This is a genomic window from Nonomuraea sp. NPDC000554 (assembly GCF_040300065.1).
In the GTDB taxonomy this organism is placed as follows: domain Bacteria; phylum Actinomycetota; class Actinomycetes; order Streptosporangiales; family Streptosporangiaceae; genus Nonomuraea.
The window spans coordinates 68,672-92,629 of record NZ_JBEPDC010000039.1 but is presented as its reverse complement, the minus strand read 5'-3'; the positions used below and the strand labels follow the sequence as shown (position 1 = coordinate 92,629).

23 protein-coding genes are annotated in these 23,958 nt (G+C 70.3%); 9 read left to right on the top strand and 14 right to left on the bottom strand.

Annotated features, from left to right (window positions below; all coding sequences use genetic code 11):
• Positions 1 to 91: 91 nt before the first annotated feature.
• Positions 92 to 1,810, bottom strand: coding sequence for an LCP family protein (locus tag ABT294_RS45625; protein ID WP_350812762.1), 1,719 nt, complete (start codon positions 1,808 to 1,810; stop codon positions 92 to 94).
• Positions 1,811 to 1,947: 137 nt separating this feature from the next.
• A complete protein-coding gene (locus tag ABT294_RS45620; RefSeq protein ID WP_350812761.1) occupies positions 1,948 to 3,393 on the bottom strand; it encodes a neutral zinc metallopeptidase in 1,446 nt (481 codons plus the stop codon).
• A 201-nt stretch (positions 3,394 to 3,594) separates the two neighbouring features.
• Here ABT294_RS45620 and ABT294_RS45615 point away from each other — a divergent pair, with 201 nt between their 5' ends.
• Positions 3,595 to 4,464, top strand: a complete 870-nt coding sequence (locus tag ABT294_RS45615; protein ID WP_350812760.1) for a LysR family transcriptional regulator — start codon at positions 3,595 to 3,597, stop codon at positions 4,462 to 4,464.
• Between the two features lie 263 nt (positions 4,465 to 4,727).
• Here ABT294_RS45615 and ABT294_RS45610 read toward each other — a convergent pair whose 3' ends face one another.
• The 5 genes from ABT294_RS45610 to ABT294_RS45590 all read right to left on the bottom strand — a co-directional run bounded on the left by ABT294_RS45610 (position 4,728) and on the right by ABT294_RS45590 (position 9,124).
• On the bottom strand, positions 4,728 to 6,074 hold the full coding sequence (locus tag ABT294_RS45610; protein WP_350812759.1) for a sensor histidine kinase: 1,347 nt from the start codon (positions 6,072 to 6,074) through the stop codon (positions 4,728 to 4,730).
• Positions 6,067 to 6,741, bottom strand: coding sequence for a response regulator transcription factor (locus tag ABT294_RS45605; RefSeq protein WP_350812758.1), 675 nt, complete (start codon positions 6,739 to 6,741; stop codon positions 6,067 to 6,069). Before ABT294_RS45605 ends, ABT294_RS45610 begins: the two co-directional genes overlap by 8 nt.
• A gap of 275 nt (positions 6,742 to 7,016) precedes the next feature.
• Positions 7,017 to 7,622, bottom strand: a complete 606-nt coding sequence (locus ABT294_RS45600) for a hypothetical protein (RefSeq protein ID WP_350812757.1) — start codon at positions 7,620 to 7,622, stop codon at positions 7,017 to 7,019.
• A gap of 109 nt (positions 7,623 to 7,731) precedes the next feature.
• Positions 7,732 to 8,313, bottom strand: a complete 582-nt coding sequence (locus tag ABT294_RS45595; RefSeq protein ID WP_350812756.1) for a GNAT family N-acetyltransferase — start codon at positions 8,311 to 8,313, stop codon at positions 7,732 to 7,734.
• 343 nt (positions 8,314 to 8,656) lie between these two features.
• Positions 8,657 to 9,124, bottom strand: a complete 468-nt coding sequence (locus ABT294_RS45590; protein ID WP_350812755.1) for an NUDIX domain-containing protein — start codon at positions 9,122 to 9,124, stop codon at positions 8,657 to 8,659.
• 361 nt (positions 9,125 to 9,485) lie between these two features.
• Here ABT294_RS45590 and ABT294_RS45585 point away from each other — a divergent pair, with 361 nt between their 5' ends.
• From ABT294_RS45585 to ABT294_RS45570, 4 genes are all read left to right on the top strand, one after another.
• Entirely contained in the window at positions 9,486 to 10,790 is a 1,305-nt protein-coding gene (locus tag ABT294_RS45585) for a UDP-glucose dehydrogenase family protein (protein ID WP_350812764.1), read from the top strand.
• 209 nt (positions 10,791 to 10,999) lie between these two features.
• The gene (locus ABT294_RS45580) at positions 11,000 to 12,160 is read left to right on the top strand and encodes a LolA family protein (RefSeq protein ID WP_350812754.1); all 1,161 of its coding nucleotides are present in this window, start codon (positions 11,000 to 11,002) and stop codon (positions 12,158 to 12,160) included.
• The gene (locus ABT294_RS45575) at positions 12,157 to 13,164 is read left to right on the top strand and encodes an ABC transporter ATP-binding protein (RefSeq protein ID WP_350812753.1); all 1,008 of its coding nucleotides are present in this window, start codon (positions 12,157 to 12,159) and stop codon (positions 13,162 to 13,164) included. Before ABT294_RS45580 ends, ABT294_RS45575 begins: the two co-directional genes overlap by 4 nt.
• Positions 13,151 to 14,110, top strand: coding sequence for an ABC transporter permease (locus tag ABT294_RS45570; RefSeq protein WP_350812752.1), 960 nt, complete (start codon positions 13,151 to 13,153; stop codon positions 14,108 to 14,110). Before ABT294_RS45575 ends, ABT294_RS45570 begins: the two co-directional genes overlap by 14 nt.
• On the opposite strand, the gene ABT294_RS45565 is transcribed toward ABT294_RS45570, so the two are convergent.
• Positions 14,047 to 15,141: an MFS transporter gene (locus ABT294_RS45565; RefSeq protein ID WP_350812751.1), complete on the bottom strand. Its 1,095-nt coding sequence runs from the start codon at positions 15,139 to 15,141 to the stop codon at positions 14,047 to 14,049. The genes ABT294_RS45570 and ABT294_RS45565 overlap by 64 nt on opposite strands.
• On the opposite strand from ABT294_RS45565, the gene ABT294_RS45560 reads away from it, so the two are divergent.
• Positions 15,127 to 15,441: an ArsR/SmtB family transcription factor gene (locus ABT294_RS45560; protein ID WP_350812750.1), complete on the top strand. Its 315-nt coding sequence runs from the start codon at positions 15,127 to 15,129 to the stop codon at positions 15,439 to 15,441. The two genes, ABT294_RS45565 and ABT294_RS45560, sit on opposite strands and share 15 nt — an antisense overlap.
• Before the next feature lie 96 nt (positions 15,442 to 15,537).
• On the opposite strand, the gene ABT294_RS45555 is transcribed toward ABT294_RS45560, so the two are convergent.
• Together ABT294_RS45555 and ABT294_RS45550 are read right to left on the bottom strand one after the other, a co-directional pair.
• Positions 15,538 to 16,263 carry a YcnI family copper-binding membrane protein gene (locus tag ABT294_RS45555; protein ID WP_350812749.1) on the bottom strand — a complete coding sequence of 242 codons (726 nt, stop codon included), beginning with the start codon at positions 16,261 to 16,263 and terminating at the stop codon, positions 15,538 to 15,540.
• 45 nt (positions 16,264 to 16,308) lie between these two features.
• On the bottom strand, positions 16,309 to 16,854 hold the full coding sequence (locus tag ABT294_RS45550; protein ID WP_350812748.1) for an MFS transporter: 546 nt from the start codon (positions 16,852 to 16,854) through the stop codon (positions 16,309 to 16,311).
• A 129-nt stretch (positions 16,855 to 16,983) separates the two neighbouring features.
• On the opposite strand from ABT294_RS45550, the gene ABT294_RS45545 reads away from it, so the two are divergent.
• Positions 16,984 to 17,457 carry a hypothetical protein gene (locus tag ABT294_RS45545; RefSeq protein WP_350812747.1) on the top strand — a complete coding sequence of 158 codons (474 nt, stop codon included), beginning with the start codon at positions 16,984 to 16,986 and terminating at the stop codon, positions 17,455 to 17,457.
• Positions 17,458 to 17,506: 49 nt separating this feature from the next.
• Here ABT294_RS45545 and ABT294_RS45540 read toward each other — a convergent pair whose 3' ends face one another.
• The 3 genes from ABT294_RS45540 to ABT294_RS45530 are packed head-to-tail and all read right to left on the bottom strand — an operon-like array spanning position 17,507 to position 19,693.
• Entirely contained in the window at positions 17,507 to 18,250 is a 744-nt protein-coding gene (locus tag ABT294_RS45540) for an ABC transporter ATP-binding protein (RefSeq protein ID WP_350812746.1), read from the bottom strand.
• A gap of 2 nt (positions 18,251 to 18,252) precedes the next feature.
• Positions 18,253 to 19,041, bottom strand: coding sequence for an ABC transporter permease (locus ABT294_RS45535; RefSeq protein ID WP_350812745.1), 789 nt, complete (start codon positions 19,039 to 19,041; stop codon positions 18,253 to 18,255).
• Positions 19,034 to 19,693, bottom strand: coding sequence for an ABC transporter permease (locus ABT294_RS45530; RefSeq protein ID WP_350812744.1), 660 nt, complete (start codon positions 19,691 to 19,693; stop codon positions 19,034 to 19,036). Before ABT294_RS45530 ends, ABT294_RS45535 begins: the two co-directional genes overlap by 8 nt.
• 603 nt (positions 19,694 to 20,296) lie before the next feature.
• On the opposite strand from ABT294_RS45530, the gene ABT294_RS45525 reads away from it, so the two are divergent.
• Both ABT294_RS45525 and ABT294_RS45520 read left to right on the top strand, forming a co-directional pair.
• Positions 20,297 to 21,265, top strand: a complete 969-nt coding sequence (locus ABT294_RS45525; protein ID WP_350812743.1) for an alpha/beta hydrolase — start codon at positions 20,297 to 20,299, stop codon at positions 21,263 to 21,265.
• A 104-nt stretch (positions 21,266 to 21,369) separates the two neighbouring features.
• Complete coding sequence (locus ABT294_RS45520) at positions 21,370 to 22,203, top strand: siderophore-interacting protein (RefSeq protein ID WP_350812742.1); 834 nt, start codon at positions 21,370 to 21,372, stop codon at positions 22,201 to 22,203.
• A 152-nt stretch (positions 22,204 to 22,355) separates the two neighbouring features.
• Here the strand turns inward: ABT294_RS45520 and aceA are convergent, their stop codons facing one another.
• A complete protein-coding gene (gene aceA, locus ABT294_RS45515) occupies positions 22,356 to 23,648 on the bottom strand; it encodes an isocitrate lyase (protein ID WP_350812741.1) in 1,293 nt (430 codons plus the stop codon).
• Positions 23,649 to 23,958: the final 310 nt, after the last annotated feature.

The window sequence follows — 23,958 nt, the reverse complement described above, 5'->3', positions numbered from 1 at the left end:
CACTCGGCATCAGTCAGATCATGACGATTCAGGCAATCTTCCACCGGACTGATCTACACCAAACCGCCACTAAAGATCCACGGGACACGCCCTAGAGGCCGCACAGCTCCGACAGGGACTTGGCCTGGCTGTTCCTCGTCGGGGTCTGCGTCGGCTTGGCGGCGTGGACCCGCGACGGCGAGGTGGAGGGGGACGTCGAGGGCGAGCCGGGGGAGGCCGTGACGTCGGCCGCCTCGGCGCGGCGGGTGGTCTTGCCCGAGTCGGCGATCGCCTTGGCCGCCGCCCGCCGGATCTTCAGCCAGTCGGGGCGGCCGGAGTAGAACTCCGGCGGGACGAACTGCAAGCTGGTGATCTTGCCGTTCTTGACCTTGACCGCGAGCTCCACCAGCGGCTGCACCAGCTGCTTCGGGATGTTCGTCCGAGCCAGGCGCTTGGCCGCGCCGGCGATCTTGGTGAAGTTCAGCAGGATCTTGTCGGGGGTGGCCTGCTGGGCGAAGGCGCCGATGACGCAGCGCTGGCGGGCCATCCGGGAGAAGTCATCGCTCTCCACGCGGGAGCGGCCGTACCACAGGGCCTCCTCGCCCGAGAGCCGCTTGTAGCCCGCCTTGATCGTGCCCGCGGTGCCGAAGTGGCCGCCCCACTTGACGTCACGCTCGACGCGGATCTTCAGGCCGCCGATCGCGTCCACGAGGTCCGCGAAGCCGTACATGTTCATCATCGCGTAGTAGTCGATCTTGAGGTTGAGCGTGTAGCCGATGGCGTCCATCAGCGCCCGGGGGCCCTTGTCGTGGCCGCCCATGACCTGCGGGTTCTCGTTGGCGTACTGCCAGACCTCGTTGAGCAGGCCGCCGTTCGGCAGCTCGGCCATGAAGCCGTTGGGGAACTGCTTGTGCAGCGGCGACGTCGGGGGGAAGCGCACGTGCTGCAGGTTGCGCGGCAGGCTGAACAGGACCGTGTCGCCGGTCTCGGTGTTGACGCTGGCCACGTTCATGCTGTCGGTCCTGACACCGGTGCGGTCGCCCGCCGCGTCGCCGCCGATCAGCAGGAAGTTCACCCGTTTCTTGCCGCCCCACGGGTCGGGGGAGTCGCTGGCGACGACGGGCACGTCGGGGTCGGGCGCCGAGGGGAAGATGCCGTCGATCGTCTCCTTGAAGGTCAGCACGGTGTTGGCGGTCAGCGCGAAGGGCGCCATCACCGACACGCAGAGCACGCCGACCACGATGCCGGAGACGATCTGCCCCTGCTGGTTGAGCCGGTTCGGGGTGAGCGCCACGTAGGACGTCACGAGCAGCGCGAACCAGGCCAGCGCCCCGGCCGAGGCGACGACGATCACTGTCACCTGCGCGCCCTCACCGGCGAACGCGGTGAGGTTGCTCTCGTTGCGCGTCAGGCCGTACGCCAGCGCCGCCAGCAGCAGCACCGCGTACACGCCGACCAGCGCCAGCCCGGTGCGGCGGTGCCCGGCCCGCAGGTGCGCCGCGCCGGGCACGATCACCGACAGGGCGGTCCAGCCGACGACGGAGCCCAGCGTCAGCGGCTTGGCGAAACGGGGCGCCGAGCCGCGGGGCCGTGCTCCCTTGGCGGGCCGGGTCTCCTTGGTGCGGGCGCTCTTCGGCCGGGGGTTCTTCGGCCGGGCGCCCTGGGCCCGGACGTCCACCGTGGGCGTGTTCTGGGCGCGGACGTCCACCGTGGGCGTGTTCTGGGCGGGGGCGTCCTCAGGGGGGAGGGCGTCCGAGGCGGGACGAGACCGGCGAGGGGCGCGTGGTTTTCTGCTTCCGGGCACGGCGTCTTCCCCATCGCGCTTGCTCACACCGGCTCCTTCACACGCCTACCAGGCAAAACCCATGGCTTTGCCCCCCGTTGGGCATAAGATTGTGTGGATTCTAGTCCCCATATAAGGACATCACAGACAAGTGCCCAACCTGAGATGAACACCATGTGCACGCTTCAGGACGTCGTCGAGGACGGCGCCATCCACGTGTTGCACTGAAATGCCTGGTTACGCTCCCAGCCCTGCCTGAACCAGCGGTTGTTGTTCACCGGTGTCCCGTGGTCGCGCGGCCAGCCCGGATAGTCGCCCACCTGCCCGTAGAACCAGAACAGTCGGCTGCGGTTGGCCGTGCTCACCGGATAGGACCCCGCTACCGAGCGCATCCACATGCCGCCGAAACAGGTTGCCTGGAGTTCCAGCTTCCGGCTCAGCGCGAGCTTGCCGCTCCTGCTCGACGAGCTGGACGTCTGGTCCCACCACGAGTCCATCAGGCCCGAGATGTTCTGCACGTGATGCCCGTACTCGTGGGCCATCATGCTGATGATCCCGCCGTTCCACTGGATGATCTGCCCGTAGCCGCGGGCGTTGCCGTTGCCCCTGGCCATCGCCGAGGTGGAGGCGTAGATGGTGTTGTTGCGCGGGCAGTAGTACGGAACCATGTTGCCCGGCGCAGGGTAGTCGCCGCAGGCGCCCCTGCCGCGCCTGGCCGCGATCGCGTAGCTCGGCGGCTTGAACGGGATGCCCTGCCTCTGCATGATCGGCCCCCACGCCCGGTCCATGCACCTGCCGGTCTTCAGGATCAGCGCCTTGAGCTGGCTGTGGTTGAAGACGTTCGCGTTGCCGGCCGGGCAGCTGATCCTCGGCAGCGTGCCCGCGCGGTAGAGCGTGTTGTTCTTCAGGCTGGTGTTGAGCGTGACCGTCGTCTTGGGCTCGGTCGAGTGCGTCGGGCTGGGCTCGCTCGACGGCCGGCTCGTGGGCTCGTCCGAGGAGTCGTCGCTCGTCGTCTCCTCGGGGAACGGCGTGCGGGACGTGTCCGACGAGTACGACGGGATCGCCACCGGCGTGTGCCTGGACGAGCCCTTGAACGCCACCGAGCCGATGACGATCAGCACGAACAGGGCCGCCAGGGAGCCGAACACGGCGCCGATGACGCCGACCACCCCCATGCCCGACTTCTTCCTCGGCCGCGGCCACTGCCCGTACGGCCCCTGTGGCGGCATCGGGGGCGCCGGCGGCATCGGCGGGGGAGGGGGCGGCGCGGACTGCTGTGGCGGCCACTGCGCGCCCTGCGGCGGGGGCGGAGGCTGCTGGGGGTAGGGGTTGCCGCGCTGAGGCGCGTACGGCGGCTGTGCGGGCCCTGGAGGGTACGGCTGGCCGTACCCGGGCTGAGGCTGCCCGTACCCGCCTCCGCCCTGCGGTTGGGTCTGGCCGTAGCCGCTTCCGCCCTGCGGCTGGGTCTGGCCGTAGCCTCCTTCGCCCTGCGGGGGGTTCGGGTCGTACGCGCCTCCACCGTCCTGCGGGCGGGGCTGGCCGTACCCCGGTGGCGGCCACGGACGGGACGGGGGCCGTTGGGGCGGGCGGGGCTCCTGAGGCGGCGGTGGATAGTGCCCGTTGCCTGTCACCCTGTCTCCCCCTTGACCCGCTCGTCCGCAATGAGCGACTTGGAGCGTCACTGTTCGGACCTTTGCCGAATTTGGGGCAGAAGCATACTGTTTTATCACCCGTCACGGATGTAGCCGTGCACGGTTACAGTCCGAAATCATTCGAGGTGATCTCCGCTATGTCGCGGACCGCGCGGCAGGTGGTGTCCTAGCTTCATTGCCATGAATCTCCAGCAGCTCCGCTATGTGGTCGCGACTGCGGAGCACCGCACCATGACCGACGCGGCCAGGTCGCTCTACATCGCACAACCTGCGCTTTCACGTGCGATCCGGGATCTTGAGCGAGAGCTCGGCATGACGCTCTTCGCGCGCTCGGGTCGCGGTGTGGTGGTCACCGCGCAAGGCCGCCGGGTGGTGAAACTGGCGAGGGAGGCTCTGGACGCGGTCCACGAGATCGAGGGCCTCGCCAACCACGCCGGCATCACGGAGGCCGAACTGCGCATCGCCTCCACGCCCAGCCTCGAGGCCGGCCTCGCCGGCCGCCTGCTCCCCGCCTACGCGGCCGAGCATCCCGGGGTGCGCGTGCACATCGTCCGCTGCGACGGCCGCGAGGCCGTGGTCAGCGCCATCAGGGACCAGCGGGCCGACCTCGGCCTCACGGACCTGCCCGTGCCCACCGACCTGATCACCCACCCGCTCGAACGGCAGGAGATCGTGCTGATCTCCCCGCCCGGCCTCGAACTGCCCAACCCCGTGCCCATGGACAGACTGGACGGCATGCGCCTCGCGCTCCCCGCCCGCGGCAGCGTCCGCCGCAGGGAGTTCGACGCGATGTTCGGCAAGTACGCCGTCAACCCGGTCGTGGTGCTCGAAACCGACGAGCGCAACGGCTGGCTGAACGCGGTGCGCGCGGGCCAGGCCTCCCTGCTGTGGTACCGCGGCATGGCCGAGCAGGCCGCCAGAGCGGGCCTGGTGGTCCGATCGCTGGAACCCGCCGTCCGCCGCGTCATCGCCGTCGTGCACGCCCGCCGCCGCCTGCCGCTGATCGCCCAGGACTTCCTGGCCACAGCGGAGAAGGGCACGGCGGCCTGACCTCGCTCGACGGGCGCTGACGCAACGCCCCGGCCGCGGCCGCGCCCGGCCGGAACGGGGTCCGCGACAGCCCAGCCCGTTCCAGAAACCGGAGACCCTTTCGTCCCCAAGGGTCTTCGTCCCGCAAGTGCAGTACCGGCCCCCTTACGTCCCCAAGGGGTGCCCTTCCACCGGCGCAGGACCGGCCCCTTTCGTCCCCAAGGGGTGTCAACCGCCGGCGCTGTATCAGGCCCCTCTCTTCCCCAAGGGGTTTGGCCGGATCGCTACCGCACCACAGGCAGCCGCACCACGGCCCGCAGGCCGGGGGAGGCGTCCTCCAGGTGCACGCTCCCCCCGTGCGCACGCACGGTCTCCCGCACGATCGCCAGCCCGAGCCCCGCGCCGCCCTCGTCCCGGCTGCGCCCGGAGTCGAGCCGGGTGAACCGGTTGAACACCCGTTCCCGATCCTGCTCGGGAATGCCCGGCCCGTCGTCGGTCACCGTCAGCTGCCCGTCGGCCGTCAGCGCCACCTCCACCTTGGACGTGGTGTGCCTGACCGCGTTGTCGACCAGGTTCGTCAGCACCCGGCTCAGGTCCAGCGCGTCGCCGCGCACCACCACCGGATCGCAGGCCGTCAGGCGCACCTCGCCGTAGCGGTCCACCGTCTGCCGCACCACCTCGTCCAGGTCGACGGGCTCGCTGCGGGCGGGCACGCCGCCGCGCTCGTCCAGCCTGGCCAGCGCCAGCAGATCCTCGGCCAGCCTGGACAGCCGCATGGTGTCCTCCAGGACGCCCTCCGCGGTCTCGCGCCAGTCCTGGCCCTCTGGATGGCCGAGCGCGACCTCCAGCTGCAGCCGGATGCTGGCGAGCGGGCTGCGCAGCTCGTGCGCGGCGTCGGACACCAGCGCCCGCTGCCGCTGCTCGGCGCCCTCCAGCCGCGACAGCATGTCGTTGAGCGTGGTGGCCAGCGAGTACACCTCGTCGCGCGACTCGGGCACCGGCAGCCTGCGCGACCTGGCCGTGTGCGTGATCTCGGCCGCGCCCCTGCGCAGCGCGCCGATGGGGCGCAACGTCCTGCCGATGATCAGCCAGCTCGCCACGGCCAGCAGCACGATCAGCGCGGGCGTGCCGACGAACAGCACCCTGCCCGCCATGGTGAGGCTGGTCTGGATCTCACCGGCCGGACGGGCGGCGAGGACGGTCTGGCCGCGGTCCGCGCTCAGCACGACCACGCGCAGCGGGCCGGGGATCGCGTGCGGCCGGCCGTCCACGAACGTGGCCCCGCCGTCGCGCAGCACCTCGGCCCTGGCCCGCGCGCCGAGCAGCGGGACCAGCCTGTCGGCGCCGTAGGTGACGTGGGTGATGCGGCCGCCCGCGTCCATGACCTGCACGATCGTGCCGTCGTGGGTGATGATCGGGCTGGGCAGGGTGCCCGCGTCGGCCTGCACCCTGATGGTCTGGGCCTGCGCCAGCGTGGAGGAGTCGACCTGGTCGATCAGCGTCCGGTCGAGCACGCTCAGCAGGACGGACGCCGACACCGCCAGGGCGAGCGCCAGCACCCCGGCGGCCACCACGGTCAGCCGGAAGCGCAGCCCCTGCCGCCGCCACCAGACCAGCGGCGAGTCAGCCACCGTCGCCCGCCAGCCGGTAGCCCGCGCCGCGCACGGTCTGCAGCGCGTTCCTCCCGAACGGGGCGTCGACCTTGCGCCGCAGGTAGCCCACGTACACCTCCACCACGTTCGGGTCGGTGTCGTAGGTGTCCCAGACGTGCTCCAGGATCTCGCTCTTCGACACCACCTCGTCGCGCCTGCGCATCAGGTACTCCAGCAGCGCGAACTCCCGCGGCGTCAGCTCGACCGCGGTCTCGCCGCGCTGCACCCTGCGCCGCGCCGGGTCGAGCGACAGGTCGCCCGCCACCAGCACGGCTGGCCGCCGCCCGGCGTCACGCCGCAACAGCGCCCGCAACCTGGCCACCAGCACCACGTACGAGAACGGCTTGGTCAGGTAGTCGTCAGCGCCGAGGTCCAGCCCGTCGGCCATGTCGTACTCGCCGTCCTTGGCCGAGAGCATGAGGATCGGCACCCAGTTCTCCTCGGCGCGCAGCTGCTTGCACACGTTGTAGCCCGACAGCCGGGGCAGCATGATGTCGAGCACCACGACGTCGTACTCGCCGTGCCTGGCCTGGTGCAGCCCTTCCTCACCGTCGTGGGCGAGGTCGACGGCGAAGCCCTCGGCCTGCAGTCCCCGCTGCAACGCGGCCGCCATCCGCCGCTCATCCTCGACGACAAGAACCCTCATGGCGTAATCCTCCTGGCTCCGGGCTGAGACGACGCTGAGAAGGCTGAGAACCGTCTCAGGCTGTCTCAGGCTTGCCTGAGGATGCATAAGAGGAGGGTCAGCTGTGTAGGAACCCGAGTCTACGCAGCCCAGGCCGGACCCGAGTGCACACCGATGAGGCAGCGGTTATGGCGATCGTGGGTGAGGGCGGCCCGACTCTCTCGCCCCCCACAGTGGATCCGAGCAGAACCGCATACAGCAGCCCGCACACGCTTGATCTGGTAGCCGCAGCCTTCTCACACGCAATCCCATAGGAAGCGGCCCTCCTTTCCGTCCGGCGAGACGAAGGCCCAACCTGCCCCCCATCCGCTTCGGCCCCAGGCGTAATGGCAAGGCACGATCTCTTCCGACACCCCATGCTCCGTCAGTCCGTCGATGGGCAGCCAATCCGCCAGCTCCGACGTGAGCTGAACCACCAGCGTCCAGCCCTTTCCCGGATACCGCTCATCGTGTATCCAATCCGGCTCCACCCCAGGGCCGCCGAGGAACACTGACGTGTCGTCCTGTGCCAAACACGGCACATGGTCCACGCACGCCGCGGGCCCCTCGGCCTGCGCCCGTACGGTCACGAACTCCGGGATACGGCCGCCCGGTTGGATCACTACCGCGTTTTCACCGCCCTCGGGCTCGCCGGAGAGTTCTTCATCGCCCATGAATACATAAGCCAGGCGGCCGCCGCCGAGCGTGAACTGACCCAAGAACTGCATGGGTTCGCCAGTGAAACGCGAGAATGGCCACTGCGGCTCCTCCAGCCACACCGGCTGCCCGCCGATCTTGGTCACCGGCTCACGTATGGGCCCGTCAGCGGAGACGAACTCAAGACGGGCGCCAGGCTGGAACATGGATACTCCTTGCGGTCACACGGCGGGCAACGAGGACCTGTGCGGGGATGAGTACGTGTTCTGCAAATATCGTTTGTGTGGTCCCTCGGCCGCGGATGTAGCGAGGTTGTCAGGCGACCGTCCTCGTCGCTGGCGTCGATGAACGGCTGTGACGAGCGTCATCGAGAGCAATCCAGTAGCGGCGCTTGACCCCGATGTCGGTGCTGCGCACATCTTCCAGGACGCCACCGTTGCTTTCGATGGTGCGCGCCGAACCGACGTTGCCATCGTCACAGGTGAGAAGGACGCGATCCAGACCGAGCGCCGGCGCCTTGAGCAGAACCGCTCCCAGCGCCCAGGTGGCGAGTCCTTGTCTTCTGGCAGAAGGCCGAATGCTGTAGCCGATGTGTCCGCCGCCTTCCAGCAGAAAGGCGTTCAGATAGTGTCGAAGGTCGATGGCTCCGAGGTAGGTCTCGCCGTCGGCGATCCACCAGTGGGTGGCGTGGACGCGTCCTTCCCCGACAGGCAGCGACCGGTCTGACTGCTGGCGCAGTCGCTCGACCCATGAGGCGAACCCTTCCGGACTGTTGAGGTCATCGTCAGCAACCAGCCGCAAGCCGGCCCCGTCCTGGTGAGCACCAGGCTGCCACTCGTCACGCGCTGTGAGCCAGGAGGAATGCAGCCGTACCGTGGGGGCGATCAGTTCGGTCATCCGACGGACGATAGCATCCGCACCCCTTAGGTGATCAGGCACTTTGTGCTGGATCGAGCCCCTGGCTCGTCGGGTGGAACGCAGCGGGGAAGCGGGATCGAGGCGAGATCGCCTCACCTCGCATCGAGTGAGCAACCACGAACTTGATCCGCTTTCGCGACACGCCATGGTGTGGGCGGCCGCGCTCTCTCACCTTCAGCAGCTCGCACAGCCCCCGTTTCCAGGGGTGAGGCGGGGTGCCGCGACCCGCTGCCTTCAGCCGTTTCCCCACGTCAACCAGGTAGCTAAGGCAGGTACCCCGATCGCTGCTCCCCGGGTGCCTACGTTTCCCGACAGGGGCCGCTCAGCTGTCCGCCGTCATCTTCGCCGCCGCCCACGCGCGGATCGTCTGAACGCTCTCCTCTGTGAGGTCGGAGTCGTCCACGTCCGCCGGGTCGATCCAGCGGAACGAGGTGTGCTCGTCCGACAACCTGATCGCCCCTCCGTCATACGCCAATCCGAAGGTGACCTGCCTGGCCCTGCGGCTGGATCCGCTGATGTAGTCGAACGAGGTGACGAAGCCAGGATGGACGGCAACCGGGCCCGCCCAGCCGATCTCCTCGGCCAACTCCCGGGCCAGGCCCGCCATCAGATCCTCCCCAGGTTCGACACCGCCCGAGGGCAGTTCCTCGATGCCGGGCAGGAACTCATCGGTGGTGGAACGGCGCAGGATCAGCACCCGGCCATCGGAGTGGACGACGGCGCCGACCACGAGCCTGGTGATCCCATCACGATCGGCGTCGTCGAGAAGGCGCTGGAGATCGAGGTTCATGGTGCGAGGGTAGGCCGAGGCGAGCGGGGCACGTGTGCATTCAGTGAGCTGGTTGTCAGGCACAACGTTCCCCGGCGCTTGACGCAGCAGGACAATCCGCCCCTTGCCCGTCGAAGGCTGCGACCCCAACGGCAAAGCGTTTGATCATGGTGGGCGACATCGTCGGCGTACAGGGGAATCGGTCATGATTCCCACTGCGGCAATGGGTTGCGCCGCTCCGCCGATTGCGATCGCAGGCATTGATGGCATCGCTCCGGGAGCGACAACGAGGATTGCGTGCGGCGCGTTATGGTGGAGCACTTCGCAGGCTTCGGCACTATCCCCGGGCAGCGGCCCGACTTGAAGGTTCGACCGCGTGAGAATGGATGGTCAGGTGGACAAGCCGGAACGGCGGGTCGCTGTGTTCGGTGCCGGGTACATCGGTCTGGTCACCGGTGCCTGCCTCGCCGACCTCGGCCACCAGGTGGTGGTTCGGGACATCAACCCGGAGAAGATCAGGCTCCTGCAGGCCGGCGACATACCGATCTACGAACCGGGACTGGGCGACATGATCGCCCGCAACAAAGAACGTCTGGCCTTCACCCTGGATCTTCGAGAGGCCCTGGACGGCGCCGAGATCGCGTACGTGTGTGTTGACACACCACCATCGGCGTCCGGCGACGCGGACCTGTCCCGCGTCTGGTCGGTCGTGAAGTCGCTGGAGGGCGCGGCGCACCTGCGGGCAGTGGTGATGAAGTCGACCGTGCCGGTGGGCACGGGCACGCGTGTGCGGGCCGCGCTGGACGCGGCCGGCCTCGGCCACGTCGGGTACGCCTCCAACCCCGAGTTCACCGCCGAGGGCACGGCGGTGAACGACTTCCTGCACCCGGACCGAATCGTCGTCGGTGCTACCGACGACGCGACTGCCCGCCTGATCTCGGAGCTGCACGAGGGCGTGGACGGACCGGTCGTGGTGATGGACGTGCGGTCGGCCGAGATGGTGAAGCTCGCCTCGAACGCTCTGCTGGCCACGAAGATCAGCTTCATCAACGAGATCGCCACTTTGTGCGAGAAGACCGGCGCCGACGTCGAGGAAGTCGCCCGCGCGGTCGGCCTGGATCACCGCCTGGGCCATCACTTCCTGCGCCCTGGCATCGGCTGGGGCGGCTCCTGCTTTCCGAAGGACTCCGAGGCGCTGCGGCAGCTGGCCAGCAACACCGGTTACCACCTGCAGCTCCTGTCGGCCGTGATTGAGGTCAACAACCTGCAGAAGCGGCGGGCGATCCAGAAGCTCAAGGACGAACTCGGCACCCTGCTCGGTAAGCGGGTGGCGCTGCTCGGGCTGACGTTCAAGCCGGGGACAGACGACATGCGGGAGGCGCCGAGCACGGTACTGGCGGCTCGGCTCCTGGCCGAGGGTGCCGAGGTGCGCTGCTGGGATCCCATGGCGCGTCCGGCCGAGACGGAGCCGTGGACGTCGACGAGCCGTCACGCGACTCCGGAACTGGCGGTCGAGGGTGCGGACGCGGCGATCGTGGTGACGGAGTGGTCGCAGCTTCAGGAGGTCGAATGGGCGCGGGCCGCTGCGGCGATGCGGCGACCGGTGCTTTTCGACGGCCGCAATGTGCTGGACCCGGCCGGGATGCGCGCTGCCGGTTTCACCTACCTGAGCGTCGGGCGGCCGTAGCCCGTCGCCGCTCAAGGAGGACTTGTTCGCGGACCGCGGGGTGGGCTCGCGTCGGCGGGGGCGGCGGTCGCGTGGGCCGATCTGACACCGGTGTCCGTGCGTCTACCAGCGGTGACGCGGCCAGTCTGAGAATCGTCTCAGGCTGTCTCAGGCTTGCCTAAGGATGCATCACGCAGGCTCTGGTCATCGACATACCGTTAAGGAGTGAGATGCGCAGAGGCACGTTCGTGAGGTGGGGAGTCCCGATCGCGGTGGCGGCCGTGATCGGAGGCGCGATCGGGGCCGGTCCCGTGATCGCCGCCGTCAGCGGCGACCCCGTGCTGCCCGAGCGTACGGCGGAGCAGCTGCTCGCCGACGCGGTGGCGTCCGTCAAGAAGAGTGAGGGCCCGCCCCAGATGTCGGGCACCGTGCAGCAGACCGCGTCGCTCGGGCTGCCGGCGATTCCGCAGGCGGCCGGCGCCTCGCCGCTCAGCCTGCTGTCCGGCTCGCACGAGGTGAAGGTCTGGTACGGCGCCAACGACAAGCTGCGGGTGGCCATGCCGACCCAGCTCAGCGAGACCGACCTGATCGTCAACGGCGACCAGGTCTGGTACTGGGACAGCAACAGCAACACCGCGACCAAGCTGAAGGTCAAGGCCGGCGCGGAGCAGAAGCCCAAGATGCCCACACCCGGCCCCACCGACCTGACCCCGCAGCAGGTGGCGGAGAAGCTGCTCGAAGGCGCCGGCGACGATACGGCCATCAGCGTCACCAACACCGCCCAGGTGGCCGGCCGGGCCGCCTACCAGCTCGTGCTCCGTCCGAAGGACGAGGCCTCGCTGGTGCAGGAGATCCGGATCGCGCTCGACGGCGAGACCTACGTCCCGCTGCAGGTCCAGGTGTACGCCAAGGGCTCGGCGGAACCGGCCTTCCAGGTGGGCTTCACCCAGGTGACGTTCACCCCGCCCGCGTCCGAGAACTTCGCCTTCACCCCGCCCGCGGGTGCGAAGGTGGAGGAGCGGACGATCGGCGGCGAGATGGTCAAGGCTGAGGAGCACGCCGACGAGGCCAGGAAGGCCGCCGCCGACATGAAGGTCGTCGGCGAGGGCTGGACCAGCGTGGCCGTGTTCAAGGCGTCGCTGGCCGACCTGACGGCGAAGCCGTCCCAGCCCGGGCAGAAGGCCGAGAACGGCCCGCAGTTCGGCGAAGGCGGCGACCCGAGCGCGATGATCGACACCGTCCTGAAGTCCGCCACTCCGGTGAGCGGCACGTGGGGCTCCGGCAAGCTGATCCAGACCAAGCTCGTCACCGCCCTGCTGACCGACGACGGCCGCCTGCTGGTCGGCGCGGTCACCCCGGAGGAGATCACCAAGGCGGCGGGCATCAAGTGACCGCTGTCACGCACGAAGCGGGGGCGCCCTTCCGGGCGGCCCCGCCCTCCGCTGACCCCGCGAACGGTTCCGCGATCGTCACCCGCGGCCTGACCAAGCGCTTCCGCGGCGGCCAGGTGGCCGTCGACGCGCTGGACCTGGCCGTGCCGCGCGGCTCGGTGTTCGGCTTCCTCGGGCCCAACGGCTCGGGCAAGACCACCACGATCCGCATGCTGCTCGGGCTGGTCGCGCCCACGGCGGGGGAGTACTCGCTGCTCGGCCTGCCCCTGATGGACGCGCTGCCCCGGGTGGGGGCGCTGGTCGAAGGGCCGGCCTTCTACCCGTACCTGTCGGGCGAGGCGAACCTGCTGCGCATGGACGCCGCCGACCCCACCGCGCGGGGCGGCACCGCCAGGAAGCGGGCGGGGGAGGCGCTGGAGCGGGTGGGGCTCGCCGCCGCCGCGGGCAAGCGCTTCCGCAACTACTCGCTCGGCATGCGCCAGCGGCTCGCGATCGCCGCCGCCCTGCTCGGCCCGCGCGAGCTGCTCATCCTGGACGAGCCCACCAACGGGCTCGACCCGCAGGGCACCCGCGAGGTGCGCGCGCTGGTCAAGGAGATCGCCGCGGGCGGCACCACCGTCTTCGTCTCCTCGCACCTGCTGGCCGAGGTGGAGCAGATGTGCACGCACGCCGCGATCATGCGCACCGGCAAGCTTGTCGCGCAGGGCACGATCGCCTCGCTCAACGGCGGCAAGGCCACCCGCATCAGGATCGAGACGCCCGACGTGGCCGACGCCGCCCGGGTGCTCACCGCGCTCGGCCTGGCCGACGTCCAGGGCGGCGTCCAGGGCAGGGTCCAGGGCAGCGCGGAGGTGACCGCCGAGCTGGGCGGCCACGCCCCCGAGCGGGTCAACGCCGCGCTGGTGGAGGAGGGGGTCGCCGTGCGCGGCCTGGCCGTGGTGCGTCCGAGCCTGGAGGACGTGTTCGTGGGACTGACAGGAGAGGGATTCGATGTCGACGGCTGAGACGCGAGCCCGCCGGAGCCCGGAGCTCGTGGCGGCGTCCGAGACCGCCGAACCCGCCCAGAGCGTGGAGACCGAGAGGGTCGCCGGCGCCGGTGAGGCGGAGTCCGCGCCCGGCCCGCTCACGCGCAGGCCGATGGCGTTCTGGCGGCTGCTCGGCTCCGAGCTGGGGCTGACCTTCCGGCGCCCGCGCAATCAGGTGATGCTGGCCGTGGTGGCGAGCGTTCCGATCGTGGTCGGCGTCGCGCTGCGCCTTGTCGCCGGAGACGGCGACGGCATGGGCGGGATCATCGGGGCCGTCGCCGGCAACAGCCTCATGCTGACGTTCGCCTCGTTCTCCTTCCTGGTCGTGCTGCTGCTGCCGATCGCGGTGAGCGTGGTCGCCGGCGACTCGATCGCCGGTGAGGCGGGCACGGGGACCCTTCGCTACCTGCTCGCCGCACCCGCGGGCCGCACCAGGCTGCTCGCGGTGAAGTACCTCAACGCGGTCGTGTTCTCCTTCGCGGTCACCGCGGTCGTGGCGCTGTCCGGGCTGATCACCGGGCTGGTCCTGTTCCCCGCCGGGCCGGTCGCGCTGCTGTCGGGCGGCACGATCTCGATGGGCGAGGGCCTGCTGCGCATCCTCATCGCCGCCGGGTACGTGGGCGCGGGCATGGCGGCGCTGGCGGCCATCGGGCTGGCCCTGTCGACGCTGACCGAGGTGTCCATCGGGGCCATCGCGGCCACCATGGTGCTCGTCATCGTCGCCCAGGTGCTGCGCGCCATCCCCGAGCTCGACGGGCTGGCCCCGTACCTGCTGCCGACCTGGTTCACGAGGTTCGACGCGGTGCTGCGCAGCCCCATCTCCTTCGCCGACCTCGGCCAGGGCCTGCTGGTGTTCGGCGCCTACATCGGGTTGTTCTGCTCCATCGCCTGGGCGCGCTTCTCCGGCAAGGACATCACGTCCTGACCGGTGAGGAAGGCGGCGACCAGACCCGGCAGGTACACCGCGGCGGCGACCGCGGCCAGGGCCGTCGCGCCGAGCGTGGCGAGCACCACGCCGCCGAGCGCGCCACCGGCGGACATGCCGAGGTAGAGCGCCGTGCTGTTGAGGCTGAGCAGCAGCGTGCCCGCTTCCGGCGCGGCGGCCATCAGGCGCAGCTGCTGCGCGGGCACGATTCCGGCGCCGAACAGACCCACGACGAAGATCACCACGGCGGCGAGGACGGGCGCGTGCGCGAACGGCAGCACCGCTGTGCCCGCCAGGGCCGCGAAGAGGGCGGTCAGCAGCACGCGCCGCCCGCCGTACGCGTCGATGGCCCGGCCCGCGACCGCGGTGCCGATCACGCTGGCGGCGCCCGAGACGAGGAGCACGACGGTGAGGCCGCGCCCCGTGATGCCGGCCGTGGCGGCCAGCAGCGGCGCGACGTACGTCATCATCGTGAAGGCCGCGAGCGTGGTGACGGCGGTCACCGCGAGCAGTGCGGCGACCCGCGGCCGGGCCGCCAGCGCGAGCCTGTCACGTAGCGACAGCGTGTTCGGCAGGCGGACGGACGGCAGCAGGACGGCCACGCCCACCGCGGCCAGGACGCCCAGGATCACGATCATCCAGAACACGCCACGGGCGCCGACCGCCTGCGCCACCAGCGTGCCGAACGGCACCCCGATCAGCCCCGCCGCGCTGAGGCCGCCCATGACCAGGGCCAGCGCCCGCCCTGACCGCTCGGGCGGGCTGAGCACGACCGCCGCGCCCGAGGCGTTCGGCAGACAGAGCGCCGCCCCGAGCGCGGCGATCACCCGCGAGGCGACCATCAGCGGGTACGTCGGCGCGACGGCCGACAGCGCGTTGCCCGCGCTGAACACCAGCAACGTGGCCGCCAGCAGCCGCTTCCTGTCGATGTGCCCGGTCAGCGACGCGAGCACCGGCGCCGCGACCGCGTACACCAGCGTGAAGACCGTGACGAGCTGCCCGGCGGCGGCCACGGCATGCGCGAGCTGCAACACCCCGCCGTGGCGGACATCGATCTCGGGGAGGTCCTCTTCGCACTGGCCGATCCGGTCAGGCGCCGGCTCGTCGCCCGCCTCGACGAGGGCGGCGAGTGTGGCACCACGCAGTGCGCGGGCGAGGGGATGGCGGCCTCGACGGCGTCGCACCACTTCAAGGTGCTGCGCGAGGCGGGCGTCACCTGCACCCGCCGCCTGGTCTCACTGCGCAGGCAGGACCTTGACGACCGCTTCCCTGGGCTGCTCGACGCGGTTCTACGGGAGGAGAGGGCCGCTGTTCGGCCGCTCTCCTGGTAAGGGAGCACGTGCCGCCGGGACATGGCGGACGGCGGGCCGTTTCCCGCGCATCCGCGTGGTCCGGCGGATGCGCGGGGAGGCGTGTCGTTCTGCGGGTCAGGCGGAGCGGCGGCGCAGGCCGAGGACGCCGATCACGACGCCGATGACACCCACCACCAGGCCCGCGCCGCCGAGCAGGCGGGCGGTGCCGTCGGAGGAGGACGACGCGGCGGCGGCGGGCTTGGCCGCCACCTGACTCACCATCGGGCTCGCCATCGGAGACGCCGACGCGTCGTGGTGGTCGCCCTCGCCGGTGGCCGGGGTGAGCTTCAGGACGGGAGCCGGGTGCTCCGGCTCCGAGCCGTCGGCCTTGGCGGGGTCGGCCCAGTCGACCACCTCGCCGCCCGAGTAGGTCTGCTTGGTCGGGAACGTCAGCTGGTCGGTGTCGCTGGGCAGCTTGCCCATCGAGACCTCGAACTCCTGGAACTCGCCCGCGTTGATCTTCCCGCCCGACCAGACGACCTTGGTGACGGCCTCGGTGAGGTCGCCGTACTCCGTCTTGACCGGCTTGGGCAGCTTGCCCTCGGTGACCTTGACGGTCCAGCCGGGCACCGGCTTGACCGACACGAACGCCAGCGGATGGTCGGTGGGGAAGGCGACCTCGACCTTGGTGGTAGCGGCGTCGTCACGCTCGTTCGGCACCCGGAAGGCGACCTTGGTGAAGCCGCCCTGCTCGGCCGAGCCCGGGTTGATCGTGACATGGGCCAGCGCCGGGACGGCGAGGCAGACGGTGACGGCGGTGGTGGCCGCGAGCACGGTCGCGGCACGACGAACGAAGGACATGGTGAATCTCCACTTGGATGACTAGGGGAAAAAGGTGTCAGCTGCTCAGGCGGGAAGTGGAGGGCCACGCCCGGCGACGGAGTGCCGGAAGAGCGGATCGACCGGGACGTCCCTGACAAGGACGACCGGCGCGGCGGGCGGCACCGCGGGAACGAGGGCGGGGGACAGCGGCGCCAGACGGCCGGCGAGGCGGCGCAGCAGCGCCCAGAGCGCCGCCTCGCCGCGCGACAGCCACAGCCCGGTGATCAGGGTGGCGGTCAGGTGCGCGAGCAGCATCCCGCCCTGGACACCGAGGCCCTGGCCGTGGGCGTGCGCCGTGACGTACGCGCCGACGTAGGTGGCGCCGTCGGTGGCGAACAGTTCGTGCAGCCCGAGTTGCGCGACGGCCAACACGACGTTGACGGTCGCCGTCGAGCGTTCCCTGCCGCACAGCGCCAGGCCCAGCAGCGACGCCGCTCCCAACCCCAGCCCGGCGGCCCACGGCCCGGGGGCGGCGCCGCCGCCCAGCAGGTGCGCGAGGGCGGCGAGGGTCACGCACACGGCGGCGAAGGCGGCCGTGCGCGTGAGCCTGAGAGGAAGTCGAGCGCGCATGGGTGTGCCACATGGTCTCACGGGGCGGGCTCGGGCGAGGCCTCGAGTACCAAGCTGGGCAAGGCCTGGTCGATATCGGGCATTTGTCGCTATGGTCGTGCCGACCGCGTTGATATTGAGGTGAGAACGTTGCGGCACTTTGCTGGGCTCCTCGTCGGGCTTGTAGTGACAGCGGCACTGCTGGGAGCCGGGGGCTGGGCGGTGCAGCAAGCCGTGTCGAGCGCCGCGGCCAACCCCGCGGGCGGGCAGACGATGTGGATCGCGCTCGGCTCGATGGCCGCGATCGGCCTGGTCGTCGGCCTCGTCGTGGCGGGGCAGATCTCGCCGCTCGCGACGTTCGTGCCGGCGATGGTGCTGCTGGCCTGGACGGTCGTCTACGCGCTCGACGTGACCCGCGCGATCTCCCTCATCCCGGCCGAGCCGTCGGTGAACCAGCTCCTCAGAGAAGCCGGAGCGGGCGCCAAGACGCTGCTGACCACCGGCGTGTACGCGCTGCTCGGAGTCGTCCTGTTCATCCCGGTGCTCATGCCGTCGCGCTGGGCGCGACGGCATGACGACGAGGACGAGGGCTACGAGCAGACGCCGGAGGGCAGCTACTTCTGATCGTCCTTGAGGGCCGCGTGCGCAGGCACGCGCCCCCGGCGGCCGGCCTCTAGGGACTGCCGGTGTAGAGGCGCGTGACCACGTCCTCGATGGTGGACTGCTCGGGAGCGGTGGCCATCAGGTCGTCGAGCGTGCCGTCGAAGGCCAGCCGGCCGTGGTCGATCAGCATGACCCGGCGGCAGAGCCGCTCGATGTCGCCGAGGTCGTGCGTGGTCAGCAGCACGGTCGTGCCCTGCTCGGCGTTGAGCCGCTGCAGGAACGTCCGGATGCCGGCCTTGCTGACGACGTCCAGGCCGATCGTGGGCTCGTCCAGGACCAGCACCTCGGGTGCGTGCAGCAGCGCGGCGGCCAGGTCGCCGCGCATCCGCTGGCCCAGGCTGAGCTGGCGCACCGGCGTCTTCAGGAAGGACGCCAGGTCCAGCGTCTCGACCAGCTCGTCCAGCCGGGACCGGAAGAGCGCGTGATCTACTTTGTAAAGGAGTCGGATCAGTTCGAAGCTGTCCTTCAGCGGCAGGTCCCACCAGAGCGTCGTGCGCTGCCCGAACACCACGCCGATGCGCCGCGCCAGCGTGGTGCGCTTGCGCGACGGGTCGAGCCCGGCCACCCGCACCCTGCCCGAGGTGGGGGTGAGGATGCCGCAGAGCATCTTGATGGTGGTGGACTTGCCGGCGCCGTTCGGGCCGAGGTAGCCGACGAACTCGCCCGGCGCCACGGTGAACGACAGGTCATGGACGGCGTGCACGACGGTTCTCTTCACCTTGAACGAGCGTCCGGCCCGGTCAAGCTCGATCATCCCTAACTCCCCGTGGATCGGTAGTGCCGGATGCCCTGGCGCCAGACCGCGCCGGCCAGCAGGGCGAGGGCCAAAGCCGCGACGGGCCCGAGAAACCGCATGAACGCGGGCGTGCCGAGCGGATCCTCGCGGCCCAGCACGTACAGGCCGGGCTGCCAGTTGATGAAGGCGAGCGGCAGCGCGTACGTCACGCCGCGCACCAGGTCGCGGCCGTAGATGCTGAGCGGGTACTGGGTGAGCTGGCCGCCGCCGTAGGTGAACGCGTTGCTCACCTCGGGCGCGTCGGTCAGCGCGAACTGCATCGCCCCGGCCAGGGTCCACAGCGAGGCGAAGATGACGAACCCCGTCACGACCATGACCGGGACCATCCACAGCCGCCGCCAGTCCGGGTCGAGCACCGTGAGCGAGTAGGCCAGGACGGCCGCCGCCTGGAGGATGCGGCCGACCCGGGTCGGGACGAAGCGGTCGGTCGCCATCTGGACCCACAGGCTGACCGGGCGGATCAGCATCGTGTCGAGTGTGCCCGCCTTGATGTGCTGGCTGATCCGGTCGAGGTTGCCGACGAACAGGTCGCAGGCGCAGAACGCCAGGTTCGCCGTCCCGTACAGGAAGAGGACCTCGTCGCGGGAGAAGCCCGCCAGCTCGGTGGTGTTGGCGAAGATGATGAGGATGACGGTGACGTCCGTGCCCGCCATGACCAGGCCCATGACGGTCATCAGAGCGAAGGACGCGCGGTAGGCGGTGGCGGCGCGGGTCCACGTCCAGGCGAGCAGGAGGTATGTCCTAACCACCCTGGATCACCACCTTGTGGCGGATGGCCCGGGTGCCGAGCGTGCCGAGCGCGAACAGGGCCGCGGCCCAGAACGCCTGCAGGGCCAGCGTGTCGAGGACCTGGGCCTTGCCGAGGTAGACGTCGGACGGGGCCTGGGCCATCGCGGCCCACGGCAGCGCCCTGGTGACTTCGCCCAGCCAGCCGGGGAACAGGGCGAGCGGCAGCAGCATCCCGCTGAACAGGGTGGTGAGCACCATGGAGAAGACGGCCACGCCGCGCTCGTCGATCAGCCAGCAGACCGACAGCGCCACGAGGTAGCGCCAGCCGAAGCTGGTCACGACCGCGAGCAGGGAGCTGGCGAGGAAGGCGAGCCACTGGCGCGCGTCGCCGGGGGTGACGATGCCGAACAGCGCCGCGCCCACCAGCATCGGCGGGATGCCGCGGACCAGGAGCAGGTAGGCCGCCCGGCCCAGGTCCTCGGCGAGCGACCAGAGCTGCAGCGGGGCGGGACGGACGAGGTCGAGGGCGATGTCGCCGCTGCGGATGCGTTCGGGGATGCTCAGGCCGCCGCCGAAGAGCTGCATCGGGCCGATGTAGGCCTGGGTGATGAAGCAGAAGGTGACGGCGTCGGCCATGTCGTAGCCCGCCAGATTGGGCCTGGCCTGCCACAACGCGATGAGGATGTAGGCGCGCAGGATGCCGAAGACGCTGTTGGTGAAGGCTCCGGCGAGGGCGGCCCAGACGTAGGTGGCGTGTTTGCGGAATCCGTACCGGACGAGCCGGGCATAGAGCGGTATGGTTTTGCACCTCCGGAGGGTGACGGCACGGTGACCAGCCGTGTCGGTGCGCGGACAGGGGCAGAGGCGCGGCCGTGCGGCGGCCGAGCCTGGAAATTATCCGGTCAGCCCTCAGCGGTCCGCAACGCGATAAACGAAGCGCGGCCCCGGACCAGGTCGCGTCGATGGCCGCTGGTGCGGGGCCGCCTCGTCGGGGCAGAAGGGGATTGACGTCGTACGGGGCGTCCCCGGCGCGCCGGTCGACCTCCGCGTCCGGCTCGCCCAGGTCGAGGCCGGCTGGGGCGTCTACGGCAAGGACACGGTGTCCCGCCTTGACGCTAAGTTTGCGTGGCAGCGATGTCCCTGAATATCCGGCCATATTCCGCAGCGTGACACATGGGCGAAATATCCCTGTAAGCGATGAGATACTTACTACCTGGTAGAGCGGTGTTCCGCCTGGGAAGGAGATCCTTCGGAGGGCCCGTCATGCAGATCGATATGGATGTCGCTCCGAACTACCCCATGAGCTGGCAGGCCCGCGCGCTGACCGGCCTGATGCGCGGCACCCTGAAGCCTGCTTCCAGCCTGCTCATGCGCCATTCCCTCGCGCTCGACGCGTGCGCCAGAATCGGCGAGCTGACCAGGCTCGTCCCGACGCACCAGCCCGAGCACGTCGACATCGTGCCCGCGGAGTTCGCCGCGTGCGGCGGCGAGTGGGTGCGGGCCGGGAAGGGCCCCGACGAGCGCAAGGTGCTGCTCTACTTCCACGGCGGCGGCTACTTCTCCGGCTCGCCCAGGACCCACCGCTCGATCACCTGGCGCCTGTCGGTCGTGGCCGGCCGGCCCGTGCTCGCCCTCGACTACCGCCAGGGCCCCGTCCACAAGCTCGCCGACTCCCTCGCCGACGCCCTGGACGCCTACGACTGTCTCCTCGGCCGCGGCTACCAGTCCGCGGACGTCATCCTCGCCGGCGACTCGGCCGGCGGGCACCTGACCCTGGCGACCCTCCTGGCCCTGCGCGACCGCGAACTGCCTCTGCCCGCCGCGGCCATCTGCCTCTCGCCGTGGGCCGACCTCACCGACATCCCGCGCCGGGTCAACAGCTGGCAGGACCCCATGCTGTCGGCGGGCAGGGTGCGCTGGCTGGCCCGCCGCTGGACCTCCGGCCTCGACCCCCGTGACCCCCTCGTCTCGCCCGTCCTGGGAGACTTCACCGGCCTGCCGCCCCTGATGATCGTCACCGGCTCGACCGAGGTCCTCAGGGACGAGGCCCACCGCGTGGCGCTCAAGGCCAGGGAGGCGGGGGTGCCGGTGATGTACGAGGAGTGGCCGCGTATGCCGCACGTGTTCCCCATCCTCGCGGACGTCCTGCCGGAGGCCCGCCTGTCCTTCCGTCACATGGCCCGCTTCCTGAGCGCAGTCGCGGCGGCGGGGTCGGGCGACCTGGAGGACACGGCCGCGGCGTGATCCGCGCCCGCCTGCCCGCCGGACGGGGACAAAAGACCCGCCGCGCCGACACGCCGATGGGTGTAGGTTAGGCACACCTAAGTAGTCACGCGAGGAGCTGGCGGATGTCGGAGAAGCCGAGGGACCACCACCGAGGCGTCGTCCTGCGCACCGAGTGGATCACGCCGCACATGATCCGCGTCGTGCTCGGCGGTGACGGGCTGGACGACTTCGCCACCTCGGGGATGACTGATCACTACGTCAAGCTGGTGTTCCTCCATGAGGGCGTCGAGTACCCGGCGCCGTTCAGCGTGCGGAACGTCCGCGAGACCATGCCGAGGGAGCTCTGGCCGCGGCTGCGCACGTACACCGTGCGGTTCTGGGACTCCGACACCCGGGAGTTGACCCTCGACTTCGTCTACCACGGCGACGAGGGGCTGGCGGGCCCCTGGGCCGCCCGAGCCGTCCCCGGCGACGAGCTGTTCATGATCGGGCCCGGTGGCGGGTACGTCCCGGAGCCGTCGGCGGGCTGGCATCTGCTGGTCGGCGACGAGAGCGCCCTGCCGGCCATCGCCGCCTCCGTGGAGGCGCTGCCCGCGGGCGCGCCGGCGCACGTGTTCATCGAGGTGGAGGAGCCGGAGGAGGAGCAGAAGCTGCCCACCTACGGCGACGTCCGTGTCACCTGGCTGCACCGTGCGGGCGGCCCCGTCGGGAAGGCGCTCGTGGCGGCGGTGCGCGGGCTGGACTTCCCCGAGGGCGACGTGCAGGCGTTCGTCCACGGCGAGGCGGCTTTCGTGAAGCAGTTGCGGCGGCACCTGCGGGTGGAACGCGGAATCCCGCTGGAGCGGCTGTCGATCTCCGGCTACTGGCGGCTCGGCGCCGACGACGAGGCCTGGCGAGCGGTCAAGAAGGACTGGAACCGCCAGGTCGAGGCCGAGGAGGCCGCAGCCCTGAGCTGACCCGCCAGGCGCGAAACGCCCGTCCCAGCCCGCCACCGGATCTTCGTGACGGCCTGAGAAGGGCCGCGCCAGGCCGGGGGGATGACTGGCGCGGCCCTCGTCCGCCGGGGAACCGTCCCATGCCCTGGAGGTCGCCGGCGCGTTCGTGCTGATCAGTGGGCTGTGGCGAACTGCTCCTCTTCCGTGGACCCCTTCAGGGCGGTCGTGGACGAGTCCGGCGACACGGCGGTGCTGATCAGGTCGAAGTAGCCGGTGCCGACCTCGCGCTGGTGCCGCGTCGCGGTGTAGCCGCGCGACTCGGCGGCGAACTCGGCCTCCTGCAGCTCGACGTAGGCGGTCATGCCGTCCGCCGCGTACCCCTGGGCGAGGTCGAACATCGAGTAGTTCAGCGAGTGGAACCCGGCCAGCGTGATGAACTGGAACTTGTACCCCATGTGCCCCAGCTCCCGCTGGAACTTGGCGATGGTGGAGTCGTCCAGGTGCTTCTTCCAGTTGAACGACGGGGAGCAGTTGTAGGCGAGCATCTGGTCGGGGTACTCGGCCTTGATGGCCTCGGCGAACTCGCGGGCGACGTCCAGGTCGGGCGTGCCGGTCTCCATCCAGAGCAGCTCGGAGTGCGGTGCGTAGGCCAGGCCGCGCGCGATGCACGCCTCGACCCCGTTGCGGACCCGGTAGAACCCCTCGGGCGTCCGCTCGCCGGTGGTGAAGCGCTGGTCGCGGGGGTCCACGTCGCTGGTCAGGAGCGTCGCGGCCTGGGCGTCGGTCCGCGCGATGATCAGGGACGGGACTCCCGCCACGTCGGCGGCGAGCCGGGCGGCGTTGAGGGTCTTGATGTGCTGGCCGGTCGGGATCAGCACCTTGCCGCCCAGGTGGCCGCACTTCTTCTCGGACGCGAGCTGGTCCTCCCAGTGCACTCCTGCCGCGCCCGCGGCGATCATGCCCTTCATCAGCTCGAAGGCGTTCAGCACGCCGCCGAACCCGGCCTCGGCGTCGGCCACGATCGGCGCGAGCCAGTGCGGGCCGTCGGTGACGCCCTCCGACCAGGTGATCTGGTCGGCGCGCAGCAGCGCGTTGTTGATGCGGCGCACGACCGCCGGCACCGAGTTCGCGGGGTAGAGGCTCTGGTCAGGGTAGGTCTGCCCGCCCAGGTTGGCGTCGGCGGCCACCTGCCAGCCCGACAGGTAGATCGCCTGGAGGCCCGCCTTCACCTGCTGCACCGCCTGGTTGCCGGTCAGCGCACCCAGGGCGTGGACGTAGTCCTCGCTGTGCAGCAGGCTCCACAGCCGCTCGGCGCCCAGCCGGGCCAGCGTGTGCTCCTCCTGGACACTGCCCCGCAGCCTGATCACGTCTTCTGCGCTGTAGGTGCGCTCGATGCCCTCCCAGCGAGGGTCGTGCTCCCATTCGTCGCGCAGCTGCTCGGCAGCTCCCTTGAGGCGATCGTTCATCGCTCTACTCCTTTGTCGTCCCCTGGGTGCTTGTGCTGAGTCTCTGCCCTCAAGCGGTCACACCAAAGGCTCACCCATCCAGAAGAACGGTGAAATTTCTTGCTATGCGAATACTTGCCGGTATTCGACAGAGAAGAAATCGCAACTTTTCCCGTTGGACTAGACCAATACCGAGAGCACTTACGACACGGGGCTCCCACCGGTCACACGAGGTCCCGGCGAGCGGGTGCTCGCCGCCGCAGCAGCCGGGGAGTAGGGCGCCGGGCCGGGCCGCCTCGCGACCTCCGGCCGCGGACGTCACCCATCACGC